The sequence below is a fragment of the Methylomonas sp. 11b genome, assembly GCF_000515215.1.
Lineage (GTDB): Bacteria > Pseudomonadota > Gammaproteobacteria > Methylococcales > Methylomonadaceae > Methylomonas.
Genome location: NZ_KI911557.1, coordinates 2,164,703 through 2,185,990, shown reverse-complemented (window position 1 = coordinate 2,185,990; position 21,288 = coordinate 2,164,703). Strand labels below are relative to the sequence as shown.

23 protein-coding genes are annotated in these 21,288 nt (G+C 52.1%); 5 read left to right on the top strand and 18 right to left on the bottom strand.

Annotation, left to right across the window (positions count from 1 at the left end; translation table 11 throughout):
• Positions 1 to 41: 41 nt before the first annotated feature.
• The 6 genes from METH11B_RS0110530 to METH11B_RS0110505 all read right to left on the bottom strand — a co-directional run bounded on the left by METH11B_RS0110530 (position 42) and on the right by METH11B_RS0110505 (position 4,789).
• Positions 42 to 557: an adenine phosphoribosyltransferase gene (locus METH11B_RS0110530; RefSeq protein ID WP_026602010.1), complete on the bottom strand. Its 516-nt coding sequence runs from the start codon at positions 555 to 557 to the stop codon at positions 42 to 44.
• Between the two features lie 15 nt (positions 558 to 572).
• Positions 573 to 2,432, bottom strand: a complete 1,860-nt coding sequence (gene dxs, locus METH11B_RS0110525) for a 1-deoxy-D-xylulose-5-phosphate synthase (RefSeq protein ID WP_026602009.1) — start codon at positions 2,430 to 2,432, stop codon at positions 573 to 575.
• Between the two features lie 115 nt (positions 2,433 to 2,547).
• A complete protein-coding gene (gene ispA, locus METH11B_RS0110520) occupies positions 2,548 to 3,441 on the bottom strand; it encodes a (2E,6E)-farnesyl diphosphate synthase (protein ID WP_026602008.1) in 894 nt (297 codons plus the stop codon).
• Entirely contained in the window at positions 3,434 to 3,667 is a 234-nt protein-coding gene (locus METH11B_RS0110515; protein WP_020484945.1) for an exodeoxyribonuclease VII small subunit, read from the bottom strand. Before METH11B_RS0110515 ends, ispA begins: the two co-directional genes overlap by 8 nt.
• Positions 3,668 to 4,055: 388 nt before the next feature.
• Positions 4,056 to 4,394, bottom strand: a complete 339-nt coding sequence (locus METH11B_RS0110510; RefSeq protein WP_026602006.1) for a zonular occludens toxin domain-containing protein — start codon at positions 4,392 to 4,394, stop codon at positions 4,056 to 4,058.
• A gap of 74 nt (positions 4,395 to 4,468) precedes the next feature.
• Positions 4,469 to 4,789 (bottom strand): DUF5455 family protein, encoded by a 321-nt coding sequence (locus tag METH11B_RS0110505; protein ID WP_026602005.1) that lies wholly within the window; start codon positions 4,787 to 4,789, stop codon positions 4,469 to 4,471.
• Between the two features lie 617 nt (positions 4,790 to 5,406).
• On the opposite strand from METH11B_RS0110505, the gene METH11B_RS0110500 reads away from it, so the two are divergent.
• On the top strand, positions 5,407 to 5,901 hold the full coding sequence (locus tag METH11B_RS0110500) for a phage tail protein (protein WP_026602004.1): 495 nt from the start codon (positions 5,407 to 5,409) through the stop codon (positions 5,899 to 5,901).
• 233 nt (positions 5,902 to 6,134) lie between these two features.
• Positions 6,135 to 8,024 (top strand): DNA topoisomerase IV subunit B, encoded by a 1,890-nt coding sequence (parE, locus tag METH11B_RS0110495; RefSeq protein WP_026602003.1) that lies wholly within the window; start codon positions 6,135 to 6,137, stop codon positions 8,022 to 8,024.
• 49 nt (positions 8,025 to 8,073) lie between these two features.
• On the opposite strand, the gene METH11B_RS0110490 is transcribed toward parE, so the two are convergent.
• Entirely contained in the window at positions 8,074 to 8,586 is a 513-nt protein-coding gene (locus tag METH11B_RS0110490; RefSeq protein ID WP_036275824.1) for a hypothetical protein, read from the bottom strand.
• Between the two features lie 254 nt (positions 8,587 to 8,840).
• Between METH11B_RS0110490 and METH11B_RS0110485 the strand changes: the two genes are divergently transcribed.
• A complete protein-coding gene (locus tag METH11B_RS0110485; protein WP_026602001.1) occupies positions 8,841 to 9,680 on the top strand; it encodes a CvfB family protein in 840 nt (279 codons plus the stop codon).
• A gap of 53 nt (positions 9,681 to 9,733) precedes the next feature.
• On the opposite strand, the gene METH11B_RS0110480 is transcribed toward METH11B_RS0110485, so the two are convergent.
• From METH11B_RS0110480 to METH11B_RS0110465, 4 genes are all read right to left on the bottom strand, one after another.
• Positions 9,734 to 10,216 (bottom strand): cytochrome P460 family protein, encoded by a 483-nt coding sequence (locus METH11B_RS0110480; protein ID WP_026602000.1) that lies wholly within the window; start codon positions 10,214 to 10,216, stop codon positions 9,734 to 9,736.
• 240 nt (positions 10,217 to 10,456) lie between these two features.
• Positions 10,457 to 11,005 carry a formaldehyde-activating enzyme gene (gene fae / locus METH11B_RS0110475; protein WP_026601999.1) on the bottom strand — a complete coding sequence of 183 codons (549 nt, stop codon included), beginning with the start codon at positions 11,003 to 11,005 and terminating at the stop codon, positions 10,457 to 10,459.
• A 150-nt stretch (positions 11,006 to 11,155) separates the two neighbouring features.
• On the bottom strand, positions 11,156 to 11,812 hold the full coding sequence (locus METH11B_RS0110470) for a pyridoxamine 5'-phosphate oxidase family protein (RefSeq protein ID WP_026601998.1): 657 nt from the start codon (positions 11,810 to 11,812) through the stop codon (positions 11,156 to 11,158).
• A gap of 129 nt (positions 11,813 to 11,941) precedes the next feature.
• A complete protein-coding gene (locus METH11B_RS0110465) occupies positions 11,942 to 12,628 on the bottom strand; it encodes a DUF4336 domain-containing protein (RefSeq protein ID WP_026601997.1) in 687 nt (228 codons plus the stop codon).
• A 373-nt stretch (positions 12,629 to 13,001) separates the two neighbouring features.
• Here METH11B_RS0110465 and METH11B_RS0110460 point away from each other — a divergent pair, with 373 nt between their 5' ends.
• Entirely contained in the window at positions 13,002 to 13,961 is a 960-nt protein-coding gene (locus METH11B_RS0110460; protein WP_026601996.1) for an IS110 family transposase, read from the top strand.
• 88 nt (positions 13,962 to 14,049) lie between these two features.
• Here METH11B_RS0110460 and METH11B_RS0110455 read toward each other — a convergent pair whose 3' ends face one another.
• The 4 genes from METH11B_RS0110455 to gshA all read right to left on the bottom strand — a co-directional run bounded on the left by METH11B_RS0110455 (position 14,050) and on the right by gshA (position 17,564).
• Positions 14,050 to 14,289, bottom strand: a complete 240-nt coding sequence (locus METH11B_RS0110455) for a hypothetical protein (protein ID WP_026601995.1) — start codon at positions 14,287 to 14,289, stop codon at positions 14,050 to 14,052.
• Positions 14,290 to 14,638: 349 nt separating this feature from the next.
• A complete protein-coding gene (locus tag METH11B_RS0110450; RefSeq protein WP_026601994.1) occupies positions 14,639 to 15,145 on the bottom strand; it encodes a hypothetical protein in 507 nt (168 codons plus the stop codon).
• Positions 15,146 to 15,250: 105 nt separating this feature from the next.
• Positions 15,251 to 15,973 carry a phosphoadenylyl-sulfate reductase gene (locus tag METH11B_RS0110445; RefSeq protein ID WP_026601993.1) on the bottom strand — a complete coding sequence of 241 codons (723 nt, stop codon included), beginning with the start codon at positions 15,971 to 15,973 and terminating at the stop codon, positions 15,251 to 15,253.
• A 4-nt stretch (positions 15,974 to 15,977) separates the two neighbouring features.
• Positions 15,978 to 17,564 carry a glutamate--cysteine ligase gene (gene gshA / locus METH11B_RS0110440; RefSeq protein WP_020484956.1) on the bottom strand — a complete coding sequence of 529 codons (1,587 nt, stop codon included), beginning with the start codon at positions 17,562 to 17,564 and terminating at the stop codon, positions 15,978 to 15,980.
• Between the two features lie 240 nt (positions 17,565 to 17,804).
• Here gshA and recQ point away from each other — a divergent pair, with 240 nt between their 5' ends.
• Positions 17,805 to 19,937: a DNA helicase RecQ gene (gene recQ / locus METH11B_RS0110435; protein ID WP_026601992.1), complete on the top strand. Its 2,133-nt coding sequence runs from the start codon at positions 17,805 to 17,807 to the stop codon at positions 19,935 to 19,937.
• Here the strand turns inward: recQ and METH11B_RS0110430 are convergent.
• From METH11B_RS0110430 to METH11B_RS0110420, 3 genes are read right to left on the bottom strand one after another with little or no spacing between them, the layout of a single operon-like run.
• Positions 19,906 to 20,370, bottom strand: a complete 465-nt coding sequence (locus METH11B_RS0110430) for a DUF1249 domain-containing protein (protein ID WP_026601991.1) — start codon at positions 20,368 to 20,370, stop codon at positions 19,906 to 19,908. The genes recQ and METH11B_RS0110430 overlap by 32 nt on opposite strands.
• Before the next feature lie 2 nt (positions 20,371 to 20,372).
• Positions 20,373 to 20,777 (bottom strand): 6-pyruvoyl trahydropterin synthase family protein, encoded by a 405-nt coding sequence (locus METH11B_RS0110425; RefSeq protein WP_026601990.1) that lies wholly within the window; start codon positions 20,775 to 20,777, stop codon positions 20,373 to 20,375.
• 36 nt (positions 20,778 to 20,813) lie between these two features.
• Complete coding sequence (locus METH11B_RS0110420) at positions 20,814 to 21,113, bottom strand: PilZ domain-containing protein (RefSeq protein WP_020484960.1); 300 nt, start codon at positions 21,111 to 21,113, stop codon at positions 20,814 to 20,816.
• Between the last annotated feature and the right edge of the window lie 175 nt (positions 21,114 to 21,288).

The following is a 21,288-nucleotide window of genomic DNA, read 5'->3' as shown; positions in this document are numbered from 1 at the left end:
TTTGTTTGAAGAGACGCAGGGAAGCGTCTCCGTAGTATTTCTCAGTAATGCAATAAGGAATGCACTTCGTAGTTCCCCAGTTTTTCCCGCCCTTGCAAGAAGTCCAGTTCCACCACAAAAGCGCAGGCTACCACGGTAGCGCCCAGCTTTTCGATCAGATCGCAACTCGCCTTGGCGGTGCCGCCGGTGGCCAGTAAATCGTCGATTAACAATACCTTATCGTTGCTGTCTACCGCATCGATATGCACTTCCAGTTCCGCCGAACCGTATTCCAGATCGTAAGATACACTTTGCACGTCATAAGGCAGTTTGCCAGGCTTTCTGAGCGGTATAAAGGGAATGCCCAGTTCCCATGCCACCAGCGAACCGAAGATAAAGCCGCGCGCTTCCATGCCGGCTACTGCGGTGATGTCGCGGCCTAAAAAAGGATGCAGCAGTTGGTGCACGGCCAAGCGCAGCGCTGCCGGGTCTTTGACCAACGGCGTTATGTCTTTGAAAATGATGCCGGGTTTTGGAAAATCCGGAATATCCCGAATCTTGTTTCTCAATCTATCCATTTCTGCTCTCCAGCTTTACGCACAAACCGCTTCAATCTTAGCCAAGATGCCCTTGGCATCAAGTCCTACCAGTGCCAGCAACTCTTCGCGACTGCCTTGCTCGACGAAGCGATCCGGCAAGCCGATATTCAACACCGGCATTAAAATCTGCTGCGCTTGCAAGAACTCGTTCACCGCGCTGCCCGCGCCACCGGCAATCACGTTCTCTTCGACCGTGATGATGACATCATGGCTTTTCGCCATCTCTAAAATCAAGGCTTCATCCAGCGGTTTCACAAAACGCATGTTCACCACCGTGGCGCCCAGTTGTTTGCCGGCTTCCACAGACGGTGTCACCATGCTGCCCCAGGCCAGAATCGCAATGCGGCTGCCTTGATGTCTGATTTCGCCCTTGCCGATAGGTAGCTCGGTCAAAGCCTTGTCGACCGTCGCCCCCGGTCCTTTGCCGCGCGGATAGCGCACCGAGGCCGGGCCGTTGTGCTTGAAACCGGTGGTCAGCATCTGCCGGCACTCGTTCTCGTCGGCAGGCGCCATCACCAGCATATTCGGAATACAGCGCATATAACTGTAATCAAACGCCCCGGCATGAGTCGGACCGTCCGGTCCCACCAAGCCCGCTCTATCCAGCGCAAACAACACATCCAGATTTTGCAAAGCCACATCGTGAATCAATTGATCATACGCCCGCTGTAAAAACGTCGAATAAATCGCCACCACCGGCTTGGCACCCTGACAGGCCTGACCCGCCGCCAAGGTCACCGCATGCTGCTCGGCAATCGCCACATCGAAATAGCGTTTGGGAAACTGCTGGGAAAACGCCACCAGACCCGAACCTTCGCGCATCGCCGGCGTAATCCCCAACAGCCGCTCATCCTGCTTAGCCATATCGCATAACCAGTTACCAAACACTTCCGTATAAGTCGGATGCGGCGACGGTGCGGCTTTAGGCAAATAATCCTTAGTCGGATCGAAGGCCGGCACCCCGTGATAGGCCAAGGGGTCTTTCTCCGCCGGTGCATAGCCTTTGCCTTTTTTCGTGACCACGTGCAAAAACACCGGTCCCGACAAATCCTTCAACTTCTCTAAAGTCGAAACCAACATCTCCACATCGTGACCGTCAATCGGCCCGAAATAATTAAAGCCCAACTCCTCGAACAGCGTCCCCGGCACAATCATGCCCTTCACATGTTCTTCGGTCTTCCGGGCCAATTCCCAGACCGACGGCATACTGGCCAAAGCCTTCTTACTCTCTTCCCGTACCGAGGAATAAAACTTACTCGACAACACCTTAGTCAGATAATTATTCATTGCCCCGACCGGCGGTGAAATCGACATATCGTTATCGTTCAAAATCACCAACAGATTGGCATTCACATCGCCGGCATGATTCATCGCCTCATAGGCCATACCGCCAGTAATCGAGCCATCACCGATGATGGCCACCATCTTCTTGTCTTCCCCGCGCAACTGCGAGGCAATCGCCATCCCCAAAGCTGCACTGATCGAAGTCGAAGAATGACCCACGCCAAAGGCGTCGTACTCGCTCTCCGAGCGGCAGGGAAACGCCGACACTCCACCCAAAGTCCGAATCGTCGGCATTCTGTCCTTGCGGCCGGTCAAAATCTTATGCGGATAGGCTTGATGTCCCACATCCCAGACCAACTGGTCCGATGGCGTATCGAACACATAATGCAGCGCCACCGTCAGTTCCACCGTGCCCAGGCCGGCCGAAAAATGGCCGCCGGAGATGCTGACCGTATGCGTCAGATAGCGACGCAACTCATCGGCCAGCGGCTCGAGTTGTTCTGGTTTCAGTGCGCGGATGTCGGCAGGGCTGTTGATGGTGTTGAGAAGCGGAAAGTCAGAGACTGTCATGGGTTAATAAATTCCTTTATATGTTTGCGTCACAATATTCCGCGCCAGCTAAAGGGACGCAAGCCGAAAACCGGGGGGATTGTGGCGCAAGAAGTATAAATCGTGCTCGCAACGCTTAGTGCGTACGTTCGATGATATACAGCGACAGATCGCGTAATAAATCCGCTTCGCTGCCAAAACCGGCCAAGCTGGCGACAGCTTGTTCATGTAGTTCCTGGGCTTTTTCCTTGGCGCCGGCCATTCCCAACAATGCTGGATAAGTCGGTTTGTCGTTATCGACGTCCTTGCCCTGAGTTTTGCCCAAGGTGGCGGTGTCGCTTTCCACGTCCAGGATGTCGTCTTTAACTTGGAATGACAGGCCTATGCATTTGGCGTAGTGATCCAGTTTTTTTGCCACATCCGCATCAAGGTCCGGTTTGGACAGCGAAGCCAGATTAACGCTGGCGCGAATTAACGCGCCGGTCTTGTGGATGTGCATATTTTCCAGTTCCGGCAAAGTCAGCTTGCGCCCAACCGAACCCAAATCGATAGCTTGCCCGCCGACCATGCCCTGCGAACCGCTGGCTCTGGTCAGCGCGGCGATCATTTTTACTCGGGCTTCCGCACCGGCCAGAATGGCTGAGTCGTTGGCCAACACGTCAAATGCCAGGGCTTGCAATGCATCGCCGGCCAGAATGGCGGTGGCCTCGTCATAAGCTTTGTGACAAGTCGGTTTGCCGCGGCGTAAGTCGTCGTTGTCCATTGCCGGCAAATCGTCGTGTATCAATGAATACACATGAATAAACTCCACCGCGCAAGCTTGGGCGTCCAGTACGTCTTCACTTAAACCCAAGGCCTGGCCGGTTGCGTAAGTCAGCAACGGGCGGGTGCGCTTGCCGCCGTCTAGCACGCTGTAGCGCATGGCTTGATGCAGGGTTTGGGGCAGAATATTCTCGCCGGGCAACCTGGCGTCCAGCGCGCGTTCGACGCGGTTTTGACAGGCGGTAAGAAAGGCTTTTAAGTTACTCATCGGTGAATGGCTCCAAAGTTTGCTGGCCGTTTTTTTCTAATAAAATTTGGACTTTCTGCTCGGCGTCTTGCAGTGCTTGCTGGCAGGTGCGGGTTAATCTGATACCGCGTTCGAAGGATTTTAAGGACTCTTCCAGAGAAATATCGCCGCGTTCCATTTGTTCGACCAATTTCTCCAGTTCTTCCATCGCTTCCTCAAATTGGGATGCGCTTTTACGTCTCGACATATAAAGTGGCTTGCGGTGCTCAAAAATGACCGAGCATTATAGTATGTTTTGCGAAACGCAGAACTTTATAGAACATTAGCGATAAAAAACAATAAAAAACAAGGACATAAAGCCAGGCTTAACGGCCATTATAGAACCTTATAGAACTATAAAAAGGCCATTTTTTGGACACGACGACGCAAGCGTAAACGAGCACAACGAATTACACGCGAAAGCCTAAAAACTAGAACAGGATTGAACCAGAAACGACGACGAGCAAGGAGAAGGCGATAAACGAGCCAGTAAGCTTGATCGTCAAGAGCAGAACCGATATAAGCAGGAGAGCGAAAAAACACCATATCAATGCAAAGCCTCAATTTTTTCAGCAAGTAGAACCATAACATCATCTTCAGTTTTGCCGCGCCTTGTCTTGCCAATTTCGGCTATTCATCCAAGTCCCCAACTCATCGAGAACCAATAAACCGAACTTTGATTCATTGTAATCGTCGGGATCATCTGAATCATACCCAAGACCGATATTATTAAGATCGTTTACATTCGGATGATCAGGTATGCGAATACACGTTACATCCTTTTTATGAGCGGGCAGCATGTTTTCTAATTTCAAATCAAAATTAGTAGCTACTTTCCTACCCTGTTGTAAAAATTCTTGAATCTTGCGTGTACAAATAAGGGACTTTCCCGAACGCAGGCCCCCAGTTACATAATAGACACCATGTTGTTTCATTATTATTCCCCCTATCGGAATTTAGATAAAAAAAAGGCCCCATATAGAGGCCGGAGGTTTTGAGAAAACAATCGTTATAAACCACCATCGAGCCAACGAGCAGTGAAAGAATAATTGCGGTCATATATATAACGCATGACAGAGGCGGAAATATAAGCACCGATGCAAGGTAAAGTATTAGCGGGCATTAGAGACAGCCCAAAACGGAACCATTGGTCTGTTACGCCATAAGATAAGGCAGTCACTAAGGCACCAAGCCCCGCAGTAAAGGCAGCAGTTAGCGCTATTAAGCCGGCAATAACGGCGGTACGAACGGCCCATTTTTTACCAATATAGGCAGTTAAATAAGTAACTAGCGAAGTGATACCAGCAACGAACCAGGAAATGAAAGGCATAATCCGGTTCGCCCAGTCGTTTACCACGACTTAGACGGAAGCGCCGACACTAATGGTTACATTTGTGAGCTTACCCTGGTTTACTCGGGTTCCTAAGCTCCAGCTCCCTAGCCATTCAAAAACTCCGAACCAGCTCGCTCAAGCGGGTTACATCCGAAATTTCAAGTTGCTATGAAGTAGTTTAAGCGGGCAATGCCTCTTTATGAGCTTGGGTTTTCTTTGGTCCCTATCTGGTTTCCGCAAGAACCGCTCCTCTGTTACGCAAATATTCGACGGCTTTGATGCTGCTCTGCACGAGCGGTCCGCAATCCAGACCGGCTGTCTTTCGATGTTTTACGATATTTCGTGTAAAAACGATATGCCGTGGGCTACAGGTTGTATTGGCGGCGCTGTGTGTCTATAGAGGTCTATAAATAGTGTTTTTCATTCAATGAGTTACCTCGTTGTTATCCGGGTTCGCGGAAAATGGCATTCCATTTGCTGATACAAATCGAAGTTCATCGATTTTTACGACAGATTGTTTAAACATCGGATCGGTGGCTTTCTTCTAACCCAAATTATCTAACCGTTCGGCCGCCGTTTAGGCTCAACCGAAGCAAACTTTTTGAGGATATGTCATGAAAACAACCAGCCGTTTTATCAGCGTTTTATTAGGTGCAGTCGTGGTCTCGTCAGCTAGCGGCGGCGCCGTTGAGAATGTCATAGACAATCCCGCTCCATTGGTTTTTTACGAATTCAACGCCGGCGGTGTCACCACCTATTTCACCGATTGCAAAGGCATGGGTTCGCAGAACGAAGTGGAGCAGAGGGTTAGCCCGCGTGGGGAGTTCATTCCGAGTAAGATACCCGGACGTTTGTCGGTTAAAAATCTTACCTGTAGCAAAGGTTTGACTAAATCGATGGATTTTTGGACTTGGCGACAACAGTTTGTCAACGGTAGGTCGGGCCGGTCGCGGGTCGATGCGACGCTGATCGCCTACGACCAGGCTATGACGCCCATCGCGGAGTGGAGCTTCGGTGGCGTTTGGCCGGCATCGATCGATTTCAACGAAACAACGCCCGGCAAAGAAACTATCGTGTTCGCCGCCGACCAAGTTCAACGGCTGCGCTGATCGAAACCGGGGCTGCCGTCAAACAGGTGGTTTGTTGTCAAAAACGGCAGCAGTGCCCTGGAAAACGCCGTGGGTCCGGCTTTTCCAGCGGATAGATAATTTCAGATGGAGCTTGCGGAAGTTGAGGTGTGGTGAGCCGGGTGATAAGGACCGGCTTTCCGGAGCCTCCTTGGCGCCCGTTGCTGACATATAATGGTCAGCTGACACTCTGTTATCACCTATTACGAGACATCATGACCCAAGAATATAACGCGGCTGCCATAGAAGTACTGAGCGGCCTGGACCCGGTGCGCAAACGCCCCGGCATGTATACCGACACCACCCGTCCTAACCACTTGGTGCAAGAAGTGGTGGACAACAGCGTCGACGAGGCGCTGGCTGGGCATGCCGATACCATCAATGTCGTGCTTTATAAAGACGGTTCGGTACGGGTGGACGATAACGGCAGGGGCATGCCGGTGGATATTCATCCCGAGCAGGGCATCCCTGGTGTGGAAGTGATCCTGACGCAGTTGCATGCCGGCGGTAAATTCTCTAATAAAAACTATCAATTTTCCGGCGGTCTGCACGGTGTCGGCGTGTCTGTGGTCAATGCCTTATCGGAAAAGTTACTGGTCGAAATCAAGCGCGGCGCTGGCGTGTATCAAATGGAGTTCGCCGGCGGCGACAAGGTCAGCGACTTGCAACAGAGCGGCACGGTCGGTAAAAACAACACCGGCACCAGCGTGCATTTCTGGCCGGACGGTAAATATTTCGATTCCAATCGGGTGTCGGTCAGCAAGCTTAAGCATGTGCTGCGGGCCAAGGCGGTATTGTGCCCTGGGCTAAAAATCACCCTTAATTCGGAACTCAGCGACGAGCAATTCGAGTGGTGTTATCAGAACGGCTTGCAGGAATATCTGCTGGACCGGGTCGGCGACGCCGAAATCTTTCCGCAACCGCCATTCATGGCCAACATGGCTGCCAGCAACGAAGCGGTGGAGTGGGGCATCGTCTGGACGCCCGACAGCCTGCCGGAAACCATCGCCGAAAGTTATGTGAATCTGGTGCCGACTGCCCAAGGCGGTACTCACGTCAATGGCTTGCGCGCCGGCTTGACCGAGGCGATGCGCGAGTTTCTGGATTTTCGTAACCTCTTGCCGCGCGGTGTGAAGATCGCCCCTGAAGACGTTTGGGAAAGTTGCCATTTCGTATTATCGGTAAAACTGGAAGACCCGCAGTTTTCCGGCCAAACCAAGGAACGGCTCAGTTCGCGCGAATGCGTGACCTTTGTGTCCGGCGTTGCCAAGGATACGTTCAGCTTATGGTTGAATCAGCATCCGCAGGAAGGCGAGAAGATCGCCGAAATCATCTTGGCTAGTGCACAGAAACGCCTTAGAGCCGGCAAGAAAATCGTCCGCAAAAAAATCACCAGCGGCCCGGCCCTGCCCGGTAAGCTGGCGGATTGTTCCGGTCAGGATCTCAGCAGAACAGAATTGTTTTTGGTCGAAGGCGACTCGGCTGGCGGCTCGGCCAAGCAAGCGCGCGACCGTGAGTTTCAGGCCATCATGCCCTTAAGAGGGAAAATTCTGAATACCTGGGAAGTCGATTCCGGGGAAGTCATGGCTTCGCAGGAAGTGCACGACATCGCCGTGGCTCTAGGCATAGAGCCGGACAGTAACGACTTGCAAAATCTGCGCTACGGCAAGATCTGCATCCTGGCCGATGCGGACTCCGACGGCAATCACATTGCCACCTTGATTTGCGCGCTGTTTTACCAGCATTTCAATGCCTTGGTGAGAGCCGGGCATGTGTTCGTGGCGATGCCGCCGCTGTATCGGATCGACGTGGGCAAGAAAGTGTTTTACGCGCTAGACGAATCGGAACGCTTGGGCGTGTTGGCGCGGATCGAAGCGGAAAAACTCACCGGCAAGATCAACATTCAGCGCTTTAAAGGTTTGGGCGAGATGAATCCGTCGCAATTGCGGGAAACCACGATGAATCCCGATACCCGCCGCTTGGTGCAGTTGACCATCGAAGAAAACGACGACACCCGCGAGCAGATGGATTTATTGCTGGCCAAGAAGCGCGCCGGGGACCGGAAAAGTTGGCTGGAAGATCGGGGTAACTTAGCGCAAATATAAGCGACACGCCGGCCGGAGTTAGCGTGCTCCGGCTGGTAATCCTTAGTTTTTAGATGTCCATCAACAGCATCGGTATGCCGTAAGTCAGCACGAAATAACTAAAGGCATAAACCACACTGACGCTGGTTGGGTAGCTGAAGAAAGCGCGAAAGATATAGCTGACGATGGAGATATACCAAATCACCAAAAATAGCGCGATGCCGATGCCGATTTCCTCGCGGTAGGGGTGGTGATTGAGTACCAGCCAGTAGTCGAGTGCTTCCCCGCTGACCGCCAATGTCATGATGAAATTCTCGCAGACGAATATCGAGGTGTACAACTGGTTGAAGCAGCCCCATTTTTTTTCCATCAGCAATAAGATCGCCACCGAGCCGAAAGCCATGGTGGTGCGGCCCAAAACTTCCAACGAGCCATCAGCCGGGTCGGCGATCAAGCCTTCAACGATGATGCCGGAAATCAGATAGAACGCCACGTTTTTCCACATAAACGAGGTAGGCGGGACTAAATCCGAGGGATTGTTCAGAAACCAGCAAGAGGACAGGTACTTCAGGAGTAGATTCATAATCGGCACGTATATTCGATAAAAGCAGGATTTATCAAATCGAAAAAACCGTCCATTATAGACGGGCGGCAGAATAACGGGGTTTTGACTTCGTTTTGCGTGTGTATCGTGACCTTTGGCAAGTTGTACAAGGCCCGGCCGTATAAGGAGAAGCGGTCTGCCGTTTTACCGATTCGTTTGTATAATAGCCCTTCATTTCTCCGCGTGCGGCCAGCAAGTGCCGACGCCCATGCCCATCAAACTCCGGAATCTTCATGATCGAACTAGGCAAATTCAACACTTTAACCGTCGTCAGCCAGCGTGATAATCAGTATGGTCTGGATGGTGGAGAGCTTGGCGAGATTGGGTTGGTAGACCAAGATGCACCGGATAATCTAAAGGTCGGCGATACCGTAAACGCCTTTGTCTACATTGACGGTAAGAATCAAACCATCGCTACCCTGCAAACGCCGCTTGCCCAAGTCGATCAGGTGGCTTGGTTAAAATGTATATCGCTCAGCCATGCCGGTGCGTTTTTGGGATGGGGATTGCCTAAGGATTTGTTGCTGCCGTTTAGCGAACAAAAGGGGAAAGTCGTCGAAGGGCGTTCTTATCTGGTGCGTCTGTTTTTAGACGAAAACAACCGCATCGCCGCGACGATGATGCTGGATGATTTCATTCAAGACCAAGCGTTTTATTATAAGGACGGCCAAGCGGTGCAACTTATCATCGCTGACGAAACTGACTTGGGCTTTAAAGCGGTGGTGGACAATCAATACTGGGGCGTGTTGTATAAAAGCGAGACTTTTCAGCCCTTGCAAAAAGGCCAAACTTTGACCGGATTTATTAAAAAAGTCCGCCCCGACAACAAGCTGGATTTGATCCTGAGCCAGGAAAAATACGGCCAGAAAGTCGATGCCACGTCAGAGAAGATTTTGGCGATACTGGCTAAGCGCGGCGGTTATGTGGCGCTAACCGACAAAAGTGCACCGGAGATTATTTACGACACCTTTGGCGTCAGCAAAAAGGTCTTCAAGCAAGCGATAGGCGGCTTGTACAAACAACGGCGGATCGTGATAGAAGAAGCTGGTATCCGCCTGGTCGATCAAGCTTAAGGCAAATGGAGAGACGCGTAGTTTGCGTCTCTCCTGAGGATCAGCCGCAGAGCCTAAGGCCGATACTGGGAAAACACATAATCGGTTTTTTGCTCGGACGCATGGCAGGCAAAGCACGAAGTGCCGCTGTCTTTCACCAGCCGCTCGGTTTTGCTATTGCCGGCAAAGCCTTCAAACCCCCAGCCGCCGGTTGCGGCAAACTTTTTCGCGTCTTTCAGCATCACGCCCACTAGTTTGCGCTCGCCTTCCTGGATGGTTTTATCCTTCTCTTGATACTGCATTAAATCGAATACCAGCACCGAGCCGTCCGCGTACTTACCGGTCTTCAAGCCGGACTCAGCTTGTTTATTAGCATAGACATGATGCAGGCCTTGAAACGGATTCTCCAGGGCGTGGCCAGGTTGAATCAACATGCTTTTAGCGTGCAGCCAATTACGATAGCCCTCCGGAAACGGCACGGCCTGATCGGCGGCTAACGTGGTAACGGCAACGGTGCTTAGCAGGCCCATCAGCAGTATCGAAATGCTTTTTTTCATGATCGTATCCCCCACAAAAGTAAATGCATAAATAATTTCGAATCGAAACTATGTGGTCTTTTTAAGCGGATTTGCGGATTTTGTCAAACAAATAGTGATGCGCCATTAGTTTGCTTGGCGAGGTGTTGCTGGATGCTAGGGGCGGTGTTAAGCGGGAATGGCGGTTAAGACGACAGCAGGGGCGAGAAAGATGGCTTGGTGTTGGGCTGCAAAAGGCTTGCAACCCAAGTGACCAGACAATTAAATCTTGCCGTCCAACCCCATCTGAAAATACTTGTGGGTGATTTTTTCCTGGTTTTCCAGCAGCCAATCAATATCCGGTGTGTTGGTCATGGCCTTATGAATGGCTTTGGCCATGGCCTCGCGGTGGATGTTGAACAAAATTTGATGATCCAGATTGTCGTCTTTGATCACGCAAGGATTCAGCCAGACCGAGCAAATAATCCCCAAGTCGTTGGCTTTTTCCTTGGGAATATCACCCGCGCGCACGGCATCCAATACGCCGTTGGCAATCGCCGCTTGCACGGTGCCCATTAAAATATTGGTGTAACGGCTGTTCTTGACAGTCACCTTGCTGACCATCAGCGTGACCGGGCGCACCTGAATATCGGTATTTAAAATCGCGAATACCCGAGTGTGGCCCTGAACTTGATCGCCGGTTAAAGTGGCAATCGCGGTGCCGACCGGCCCGTCCAGTTCGCCGATGATGATTTCCGGTTCCGCTGCCGTACCTGCCGGTCCGCCCGCTACCAGGGCTTCGCCGGTGCGCATAATGATTCTTTCGCTCATGTTGGTCTCCAATTTCAAGTGAGTGTTTCGGATTGTGTTTGTCGTTCCCCTCTTTGCAAAAGAGGGGCTAGGGGAGATTTGTTTAGAATAAATCCCCCTCGATCCCCTTTATGCCCGGCGGGTACTTTTTCAAAGGGGGAGGTTTAGAGCTCAAGCTTCACCGCTCAACACCATCGCCCCATACTCTTCCGGCGTAATAACCCCGCCCAGACTCTCGGCAACTTGCTTATCGCCAGCCGGCAACACATCCTGCACCGCATCGATACGCTTCCATTGCGGCAACGGCGTGTCTTGATGGGCTTGCGGGACGTATTTTGAGCGGGAAACGCGACTCATCCTGTGGATATAACGCGGGCAATTGATAAAAATCTCGCTAATCGCCACCCTTACGATCAGCTCCGCGCCAGGATATTCCGCCAGTAACGGATCGTTGGTTTCAATTTGGGCGTCGCCATGCACTCGAATCCGATGCGGTGTTTCGAAGTCGATGAACAACATGCCGATTTTCGGATTGCCGTTGATATTGCCCATCGACAAAAACATGCCGTTGCCGTCGTAACTGGGAAACGCCAGTTCCTGCGGACCAACAACCTTCACCAGTCCGGGATTACCGCCCTTGTAAGAGCAAGTTGGATAGCCGCGCTGATCTATCGTGGTCAGAAAGAAAAAATCCCGGCTCTCGATAAACGGCTGATGCTGCTCGCTTACCTGCTGTTCGACGATGATTTGTTCCAAGCGATCCGCCAGCTTGACGGTGTCGTGTTGCTCTTGCAATTGTCGGTGTTGCGGGCTGTAAAAGTCGCTCATGGGCGATGCTCCTTGATGGGGTAGTGCGGCGATTCTAACAGGAATGATGGCTAGTCAGGTTTTACGGTTGCATGAAACAGAACGCCGGTTCGGATTGCTTCGAGGAGCGTAGGAACGATAAAAGACGCCTTATTTTCTCAGCCAGTTGAACGCCGCGCTTAATTTGCGCTTAGCGTCGTTTTCGATGATTTGGTCGTGAGCCAGCACAATCCGCTCAACATCCAGCGCCAGCAGCGCATCGACCGAGCGCGCCAATGCGGTTTTATCTTTAACCAGCAGTTTCATGGTTCGCGACATTGCCAGTTGATCGTAGACGCCGAGCAGCCTCGCCACCACGCGCGCTAATCCGATGTGTTCAGCGCCGAAGCAAAACAGCAGATCGGTAAGAATCAAAGTACCCGTTGCGCTGTGAAACCAAACCGTCTCGTTGATGATGGGCAGGCCTTCCACAAATACGGGGATTAACTCGGTCGTCCATGCCGGCTTTTCCAATGGTGACAGCTCTGGGTAAACGCCGAGGTCCGGCCGTTTTTCCGCTAACCCCGGCGCGATATAGCCTTGGGCATTCGGGAAAGCCAGGATGAACGATGTAAAAAACAGGTGGTGGCTCTTGTTCGGTGCAAGCACATAACGCACCGGGCCGATTTTGGCAATTTCAGTCACCAGTTGGGCTGACGGCTCGATCGGCGAATGCACCCAAATCGAGCCGTCCCGCAGTTTGACGAAAGTGGCTCTGGTGCTTAGATTTAACGGACCGAATTGAATGGCTTGTTGCGCATACCAGATTTGGCCGGGAACGAGAGTTTTTAGGAGCACTTGGTCTTGGGGGCTAAGTAAAACTGGATATGCTAAAAGACGAAAAGTACGGTGTCAAAGCCTTGAATGGACTAGAAGAGTTAGTCCGCGTGGGCACAAAAACCGAGCCCACCCTTATATCTCGATTCTGACCGAAAAAAGCGGCAGAATCCCCGACTGATCATCGGGGGGCGATGGGGAAGACGTGCCCACCCTGAGGCTTGAAAGCCTGCCTTGTAGATAGTTCTCTCCATCGCCCGCACTCACTTTAAAGTTCGAACGGTATTCTAAGGGCTTGGTTCGCCTTGACCCTGTATTCATAAGGCTGAACTTTGCGAGTGTCCATTCTGATCAAGCAGTCTAAGTTTGTCATTTTTACCCAGAGATAGCGCTCATGACTTCTACTATCATCGGCATCGATATTGCCAAGCTCAAATTCGACGTAGCCCGGCTCGCCGAAGGCAAATATAAACATGCCAAGTTCGCCAACAACCTCGAGGGCTTTGCCGCGTTCGCCGCTTGGCTAGACGGTTTTGGCGACACCGACCGGCGCCTTTGCCTGGAAGCCACTGGCGCTTACGGCCTGCCCCTGGCAGAGTTTCTCGCCGACGGTGGCTACTTCGTCAGCGTGGTGAACCCCGCTCAAATTCATGCCTTCGGAAAAAGCGAGCTGAGCCGCGCCAAAACCGATAAGGCCGACGCCAAGCTGATTGCCCGCTATGCCCTGCAAGCCGACTTGGTTGCCTGGAAGCCGCTACCCGCGAATCTGCGCCAGTTGCAAGCCCTCACGCGTCGCTTGGAGCACTTGCTGGAGATGCAGCGCATGGAGCAAAACCGACTGGAGACAGCTGATACCGCTATTGTCCCTTCCATCAACACNGTACTGGCAACATTGGCGGCCGAACTGAAGGCTACCCGTCAAGCCATCCAAGACCATGTCGANAAGGATCCCGATCTCAAGCAGCAAAGCGATCTGCTGACCTCCATTCCGGGTATCGGCCCCGCCACGACCGCCTATTTGCTCGTGGCCTTAAGTCCTCACCATGGCTACGCCAACGCCAAACAAGTCGTGGCCCAAGCCGGCCTCGCACCCGCCATCCGACAGTCAGGACAATGGCAGGGCAAAACGCGTATTGCCAAGACCGGTGACGCTCGGTTGCGCAAAGCGCTTTATCTACCCGCTTTGGTCGCCTGGCAACATAATCCAGCCATTCGCGTCCAATGCCAACGACTCAAAGCTAATGGCAAAAACGGCAAGCTCATTGTCTGCGCCGCCATGCGTAAGCTCATTCATCTGGCTTTCGCTATCTTGAAATCCGGTAAACCTTTTGATCCTAATTTTTCCCTTGCATGAGCGGGTTTAAGACGGTATCTACGCAGCTGGTTTTACAGTTGGATGACGCAGAGCGTATGAACGATAAATTAAAGTTAAGTTAGTCTATTCAAGAAAGTAGCTTCAAAAACATGACCACGGTGAATACCAAATTAACCCCGATTGTCCACTTGAGCGTCTTAAACTCCTGTTCCGTGTACATTTGATATTTCAGCATCTGTTTCTGTACAAAATGCAGACGGTTTTCCTTGCTGTGCTGTTGGATGGCTTCCACAGCTTTGATTGCTTTACACTCGCTGACGCCAGCATTTTTAAGCAGTTCGTAGACTTCTGTGGCGATCTTTGACATGTTTTAACTCCGAAATCGTGCAGGGTTTTCTCCCGTATGCCGCGCCGAGTACCGGAGCTTTCGCCGGGAACAGCCCGAAGGGGCGATGCAGGGATGCATCGCGTTGCCGTAAGGGGCAGGAAGCCCCTTACGGCAAACCCCGGCGAAAGTGAGGAACGTAGGAGATAAGCGGCGTCCGGGTGTCTTTTCTTTTGGATACTTTTCTTTGGACAAGCAAAGAAAAGTATCTCGGTTGTCGGTCCGAGAACCGACATTAAAATATTCGTCGCGATAGCGACACAAAACCCGAGCTCCGCGCGGAAACAAAAAGCCGTTCCCGCCCTACGAAATTGTTTTTAGATTTGACAAGTCATTGGGCTTCAATTTTTCGAGAATCGATCCAAAAGCCATTCTTAAATATGACTTGGGCTTCGACTGGCATTGAAGGGCAGCAAAGAGAGTCATGTTTAAAATCAAATTCCTTAGCGGAGTACCAAAGCTGATTGTCCTTAACATAAAGTTTATTGATAAACCGCGGAAAGTCATCCGAGGTTGTAGAAGGCATCGAGTATTCTGGGACTATATGAAAGTTTTGACTGTAGTCCCGTCTGAGAGCAGCAAATGCAGGCCTACTCATCGCTGTGCCTCCACTACATTGTCTGTCAATATCGTATAGCGCTACGACATATTCCGTATCGGGTTTGTCGTCAATTTGAAATCGGATGATATTTTGTTCATCCATATGAATCAAGCATCCAACAGAGTTTGCGTATGCAGATATTGTTGCTGCAATTTGTTTGGTGGGGAGCACCGTTTCGTCTGCGGCAGTCCCAATAGAGACACAGATAAGTAAAGCCAACAGAATGTGTTTCATCATCTGAAAAGATTTCTTGATTAGTTTTTAATTTCGCAAACTAGAAACTAGCCTGAACGACGCAACGTAATCGAGGAGTTGTTTGCTTTCACTACGTTGCAGTTGAGACTAAGATTTTACATTCCCCCCATGCAACCCACATTCCTTCTTCGCCGCATCCTCCCACCACCAACGCCCCGCGCGCTCGTGCTGATTAGGTAAAACCGGCCGGGTGCAAGGCTCGCAGCCGATGCTGATGTAGCCGTGTTTATGGAGTTCGTTAAACGGTACCTGATAGGCTTCGATGTAATCCCACACCTGCGCCGACGACCAGTTCAGCAGCGGGTTGAATTTGATCAGTTGTTTGCCGGGGCCGGAAAAGCCGGCATCGAGTTGCACTTCCGGAATATCGCCGCGGGTGTCCAGGCTTTGGTCTTTGCGTTGGCCGGTGATCCAGGCGTCTAGCGTCGCCAGCTTGCGCTTCAATGGCTCTACCTTGCGGATGCCGCAGCATTGTTGGTGACCGTCTTCGTAAAAACTGAACAGGCCTTTTTCTTTCACAAAGGCATCCAGTTGTTCGCGATCCGGACTCAAGATGTCGATGTTGATGCCGTAATGCTTGCGCACTTGTTCCATGAAACGGTAGGTTTCCGGATGCAAGCGGCCGGTATCCAATGAAAACACCTGGATGTCTTTTCTGATTTGCAAGGCCATGTCGATCAGCACGACGTCTTCTGCACCGCTGAAAGAGATGGCAATGTTATCGAAATTAGCCAGTGCGGCTTTTAAGATGGTGCGCGGATTTTTACCTTGCAGCTCGGATTGGGCGGTGCTTAAGTCGAATTCAGTCATGGATTTAGCTCTGGGCAAAGTAACGGGATAAATACTCGTCAAAGTCCAACTTGTCGTTGGCTTCGATGTCGGCTTGTTTTTGCAACGACGCGGCAGCCATGTCCTCGAATTGCCGTTGCGTCTCATCGTCCAGTGGTTCGGCGTTGAAATAATGCTTATGTAGCGCCGAGGTGTTACTGGCGAAGCAGCCAAACTCCTGGCCGTTCTCGCGCATGCAGGCCAGAATCCGTGCCGACGGCGTCAGCGCCGGGTTGTCCACTACTGCCAACTGATGTTGCAAAGCCAATTGGTAGGGGCGTTCCAAGCTGCCTCTATCCAGTACCGCGCAGATAGGTTGCATGGCATAGAGGATGCTGTGTGCCCATTGCTGTAAGGTGACGGTGTCGCCGTTGCGGTTTAGCTGTAGACCGGGGCGGCGGCCCTCATTCGCGACCAGCAATTGGTTGCTGTTGTTAATCTGGAATTCGTCCGGGCCTTGCGGGGGGCTGTCCTGCAATAGACAGTACAACAAAAACGCTTCGACAAAGCGGGCGGTGCTTTCGTCTATGCCGATCGGATTCAGCAGATTCAAGTCCAGCGAGCGCATTTCCACATACAGCACGCCGCGCCGTTTCAGCGCCAGCGTCGGCTTCTCGCCCGATTTGGCGATCTGCTTGGGGCGCATGGTGCTGTAAAACTCGTTTTCGATTTGCAGGATGTTGGCGTTCAGCTGCTGATACTCACCGTCCACTTTAACGCCGATGGCTTCGTAGTCCGAATAGGGTGTGTTGATGGCTGCGCTCAGGCTGTCCACGTAGCCGTCCAGCGAGTTGTAATCGATCTTCAAGCCCGCCTGGTTCTTGCTCTTATAACCGATGTCGCTCATCCGCAGCGAGGTCGCATAGGGGTGGAACACGGTGTGTTCGTCGAATTCCTTGAATTGCTCCATCAATTGCGGGCGGCTTTTGAAAAAGGTTTTGCAAATGGCCGGCGAGGCGCCGAACAAATACAGAATCAGCCAGCCTTGGCGGTGGAAGTTACGGATCAAACCGAAATAAGCGTTTGAGATAAAGTCTTCCAGGCCGGTCGTGCAGCCGCTTTGCTTGTACAGCGCCGGCCACAGCGCCTCCGGCACCGAATAATTGAAATGGATGCCGGCAATGGCTTGCATGGTGCGGCCGTAACGGTGCCACAAACCTTTACGGTAAACGTGCTTCATCTTGCCAATGTTGGAGGTGCCGTACTCGGCGATGGGTATGCTCAAGTCGCCGTCGATACCGCAGGGCATGCTGGTGGCCAGCAGCATTTCCTCGCCTAGATGCGGGTAGACAAACTGGTGGAGCTGGTGCATGTAATCCAGGGTTTGGCGGATGTCGGCAAACGGCGGGGTGATAAATTCCAGCAGCGCTTCCGAATAATCGGTGGTGATGTAGGGGTGGGTCAACGCCGAACCAAGCGCCGTGGGGTGAGGTGTTTGCGCGATCTCGCCATGCTCGGTGATGCGCAGGCTTTCTTTCTCGATGCCTTTCAGGCCTTGTTTTAACAGGTATTGTTGATCGTTATCGATCAGATATTTAAGACGGTCGGGTAAACGGCAGTAAGTAATGAGCATAGAAAATTAGGCGTCTTCCGCGGCTTGGGTAAGCGCGGCATTATATAGGGTGGATTTTGATTTATTGAAATCGGCGTGCTGTAAAGTGAATCAAGGAGATTGGGGATGTGCGTTACTATTTCAAGGCGTAGAAGGCCGTGGCGGGTTTAGCTTGTTTCGGGCGTTTGCGGATGATGGTCTGATCTATGGTCTAATACCTCAACGACTTTTTGCCGGTTTAGATTTAGCAAGCAATGATTTATGACCAATAACTCCGCCCTGCAAACCCTGCATAGCGTGTTCGGCTACGACAGTTTTCGCGGCCAGCAGCAACAGATTATCGAGCAATTGATCGGCGGCCGGGATGTGTTGGTATTGATGCCGACCGGCGGCGGCAAGTCCTTGTGTTACCAGATTCCAGCCTTGGTGATGGACGGCGTGGGTATCGTGATTTCGCCATTGATTGCGCTGATGCAGGATCAGGTCAGCGCCTTGCATCAAGTCGGCGTGAGAGCCGCCTATCTGAATTCGACGTTGGCGCTGGAACAGGTGCGTGAGATCGAACAGAAGTTGCAGAACGGCGAGTTGGATTTGCTTTACATCGCCCCGGAGCGGCTCTCCAACGCCAGAACCCAAGCCCTGTTTGCCCGCTGCAAGATTGCTTTGTTTGCTATTGACGAAGCGCATTGCGTGTCGCAATGGGGCCACGATTTTCGTGCCGATTATTTGTTGTTGTCGGTGTTGCATGAGCAGTTTCCGCAAGTGCCGCGCATTGCCTTAACCGCCACCGCCGACGAGCGTACCCGCCAGGAAATCATTACCCGGCTGGCGCTGGAACAGGCCCAGGTGTTTGTCAGCGGTTTCGACCGGCCGAACATCCGCTATCGGATTATTCAGAAAGACAATGCTAGGCAGCAACTGCTGACATTTATCCGTAGCGAACATCCTGGTGATACCGGCATCGTCTATTGTCTGTCGCGGAAAAAAGTCGAAGAAACCGCAGAATGGTTGAATGACAAAGGCCTGAAAGCCCTGCCGTATCACGCCGGCATGGAGCATCGCGAGCGGCAAAAGAATCAGCATCAGTTTTTGATGGAGGATGGACTAATCATCGTCGCTACCATCGCCTTTGGCATGGGCATAGACAAACCCAACGTGCGCTTCGTGGCGCATCTGGATTTACCGAAAAGCGTGGAGGCTTATTACCAGGAAACCGGCCGGGCCGGGCGCGACGGTCTGCCAGCGAATGCTTGGATGGCGTATGGCTTGCAGGATGTGTTGACGCTGCGGCAAATGCTCAGTACCTCCAATGCCGACGAGGCGCACAAGCGTATTGAGTTGCATAAACTGGATGCGATGCTGGCCTTGTGCGAAATGGTCAGTTGCCGGCGACAGGCGCTGCTGGCTTACTTTGGGGATGTGCTGGAGCAGGGCTGCGGCAATTGCGATACCTGTCTGGAGCCTGTGGAAACCTGGGACGGCAGCGTGGCCGCGCAACAGGCCCTGTCGTGTATTTATCGTACCGGCCAGCGTTTCGGCGTGAAGTATTTGATCGACGTGCTGCTGGGCAAAGCCGATGACCGTATGCGCCAATTCGGCCACGATAAACAGTCGACGTTTGGTATTGGTAAAGCCCTGGACGAGAAACAATGGCGCTCGGTGTTTCGGCAATTGGTGGCCAAGTCTTTGGTGGAAATCGACTTTGAAGGCCACGGCAGTCTGAAACTGACCGACGCTTGCCGGCCGGTGTTACGCGGCGAGCAAACCTTGATGCTGCGCAAGGATGCGCAAATCGCCAAAACCCGGCGCGAAAAAACCGAAAAGCGCCAGCCGGGTGGTGCGGCGGACAGTGCCTTGTGGAACGCTTTGCGTGCCAAACGCAAAGCATTGGCCGACGAGCAGGATGTGCCGCCGTATGTGATTTTTCACGATGCGACTTTGATGGCGATGGTCGATGCCCGGCCGCGTAATCATCAGCAATTGAGCATGTTGTCCGGCATCGGCCAGCGCAAGCTGGAATTATACGGCGATGAGTTTTTGGCCGTGTTAGCCGAGTTTGACGACGAGCCGCCGGCGTCGGCCACCGATACCGTCACGGAGAGTCTGGATTTATTTCGATTAGGTTATAGCGTCGAGCAAGTCGCCAAGCAACGCAGTCTGAGCGAGGACACCATTTACAATCACATGGCCAAAAGTCTGGAGTTGGGGTTGGTGGCTCTGGGTGATGTGTTGAGTTTGTCGCCGGCGGAAGTCAGTGAAATCGAGGCGGTGTTGTTAAGTTTGCCGGAAGAACAGCGCAACGCCTTGAAGCCGGTTTACGAGCAACTGGGCGGTGCTTACAGCTATGGGGTGTTGCGCTGCGTCAGAGCGGCTTTACAGCAGCAGCTTGGCTGAGCTTGTCGTGGCTGAAGCGGTAATCGGTCTTTAGGCAATGATCCAGCCACTTCTGCAGAAAATAGTTTAAGCGCCACTTATAATTCCTGATTTCCACCAAACTGCCGGGATTTTGATAGACCTTGTCCACTGTTGGCCGGTCGATGTCGCGCAGCACTTCCGCCAATTGCGCATCCAGATAAATCCGAATTTTTACTGCCGGCACGATTTGTTCCGATAGCTGTTGATCGAAGCAATGGCTGAGTTCGATAGTCAAGGTGTAGGGATTACGTTCCAGCACTTCCAGATATAACGCCGGTTTGTTCTGCGTCAGGCCGACGGCGGTTTTATCAAAAGAACGCAGATTCGGAATCAGCCTGAACAGCTTTTGATAGTTGGATTCGCAGATCTTTTCCAGACAAAGTGCCGTGTTGACCGGTTGCACCAAGCTCATCGTCACTCTTCCCGATAGCAGGCATTGGCGCTGGCGGTTTCCCACAACACCACTTGATCGACATTAAAGCCTTGTTGTTTGACGTGGTTGTATATCATCTTGCTCAACACTTCGGCGGTGGGATGTTCGTCAATGGCCAAAAACTGCTCGTTGTTGGCGACCAGGGCCGGGATGATAGGGTCGTCTTTATGCAGCAAAAAGTTGTGATCCAGCACCTTGTTTATAAACCCATCCACACAGTCTTTCACGTCAGAAAAATCACAGACCATGCCTTGGTCGTTGAGTTGGTTTTGTTTGATGGAGATGCTGGCTCTGACACTGTGGCCATGCAAGTTGCGGCACTTGCCCGGATGGTTCATCAGGCGGTGGCCGTAGCAAAAATAAACTTCTTTGGTGATGATATACATAGCGTGCTACGTCCTTGTGAGAAACGGGGGCTGTCCTTAATTGCCTTTGATGCTTTTGATCGAGGCGGCTATTTCAAAGCTGCCGTCGCCTTGTTTGACGCTACGCACCACTTCGATGAAGGCCGTCATCGGTGGGGTGATTTGGGTTTTTGGCATGATGCTGACTTCCATGGCCAGACCGATCTCGAATGGCCGTTCGGCAATAAACGATACGCCGGCGCCGCTTAGCGTCGTGCATCTGCCGGTGCTGACCTCGCTGGAATCGGCCAGCTTATAGGTAATGTCACAGTCCACATCCATACGGATGTAATCGCGTTTTTCATCATGATTCAGCATTGGCTTCCCCCGATTCGGATTGGCAGTAGTTGGGTAAAAAATCAGTCGCAGGGAGTTTACTATAAAAAACCGCCGCTCTGGTTAGGAAATAGTGGCTCATATCGCCCGAATCAGCGGATTTTTTGGGTGGGCTGTGACGCAGTTGGCATCCAGGCAAAAGGCAAGTCCGGCGGTT

Coding starts and splice junctions, on each gene's coding strand:
- METH11B_RS0110530 (WP_026602010.1), bottom strand. CDS start 557: ATGGATAGATTGAGAAACAAGATTCGGGATATTCCGGATTTTCCAAAA.
- dxs (WP_026602009.1), bottom strand. CDS start 2,432: ATGACAGTCTCTGACTTTCCGCTTCTCAACACCATCAACAGCCCTGCC.
- ispA (WP_026602008.1), bottom strand. CDS start 3,441: ATGAGTAACTTAAAAGCCTTTCTTACCGCCTGTCAAAACCGCGTCGAA.
- METH11B_RS0110515 (WP_020484945.1), bottom strand. CDS start 3,667: ATGTCGAGACGTAAAAGCGCATCCCAATTTGAGGAAGCGATGGAAGAA.
- METH11B_RS0110510 (WP_026602006.1), bottom strand. CDS start 4,394: ATGAAACAACATGGTGTCTATTATGTAACTGGGGGCCTGCGTTCGGGA.
- METH11B_RS0110505 (WP_026602005.1), bottom strand. CDS start 4,789: ATGCCTTTCATTTCCTGGTTCGTTGCTGGTATCACTTCGCTAGTTACT.
- METH11B_RS0110500 (WP_026602004.1), top strand. CDS start 5,407: ATGAAAACAACCAGCCGTTTTATCAGCGTTTTATTAGGTGCAGTCGTG.
- parE (WP_026602003.1), top strand. CDS start 6,135: ATGACCCAAGAATATAACGCGGCTGCCATAGAAGTACTGAGCGGCCTG.
- METH11B_RS0110490 (WP_036275824.1), bottom strand. CDS start 8,586: ATGAATCTACTCCTGAAGTACCTGTCCTCTTGCTGGTTTCTGAACAAT.
- METH11B_RS0110485 (WP_026602001.1), top strand. CDS start 8,841: ATGATCGAACTAGGCAAATTCAACACTTTAACCGTCGTCAGCCAGCGT.
- METH11B_RS0110480 (WP_026602000.1), bottom strand. CDS start 10,216: ATGAAAAAAAGCATTTCGATACTGCTGATGGGCCTGCTAAGCACCGTT.
- fae (WP_026601999.1), bottom strand. CDS start 11,005: ATGAGCGAAAGAATCATTATGCGCACCGGCGAAGCCCTGGTAGCGGGC.
- METH11B_RS0110470 (WP_026601998.1), bottom strand. CDS start 11,812: ATGAGCGACTTTTACAGCCCGCAACACCGACAATTGCAAGAGCAACAC.
- METH11B_RS0110455 (WP_026601995.1), bottom strand. CDS start 14,289: ATGTCAAAGATCGCCACAGAAGTCTACGAACTGCTTAAAAATGCTGGC.
- METH11B_RS0110450 (WP_026601994.1), bottom strand. CDS start 15,145: ATGATGAAACACATTCTGTTGGCTTTACTTATCTGTGTCTCTATTGGG.
- METH11B_RS0110445 (WP_026601993.1), bottom strand. CDS start 15,973: ATGACTGAATTCGACTTAAGCACCGCCCAATCCGAGCTGCAAGGTAAA.
- gshA (WP_020484956.1), bottom strand. CDS start 17,564: ATGCTCATTACTTACTGCCGTTTACCCGACCGTCTTAAATATCTGATC.
- recQ (WP_026601992.1), top strand. CDS start 17,805: ATGACCAATAACTCCGCCCTGCAAACCCTGCATAGCGTGTTCGGCTAC.
- METH11B_RS0110430 (WP_026601991.1), bottom strand. CDS start 20,370: ATGAGCTTGGTGCAACCGGTCAACACGGCACTTTGTCTGGAAAAGATC.
- METH11B_RS0110425 (WP_026601990.1), bottom strand. CDS start 20,777: ATGTATATCATCACCAAAGAAGTTTATTTTTGCTACGGCCACCGCCTG.
- METH11B_RS0110420 (WP_020484960.1), bottom strand. CDS start 21,113: ATGCTGAATCATGATGAAAAACGCGATTACATCCGTATGGATGTGGAC.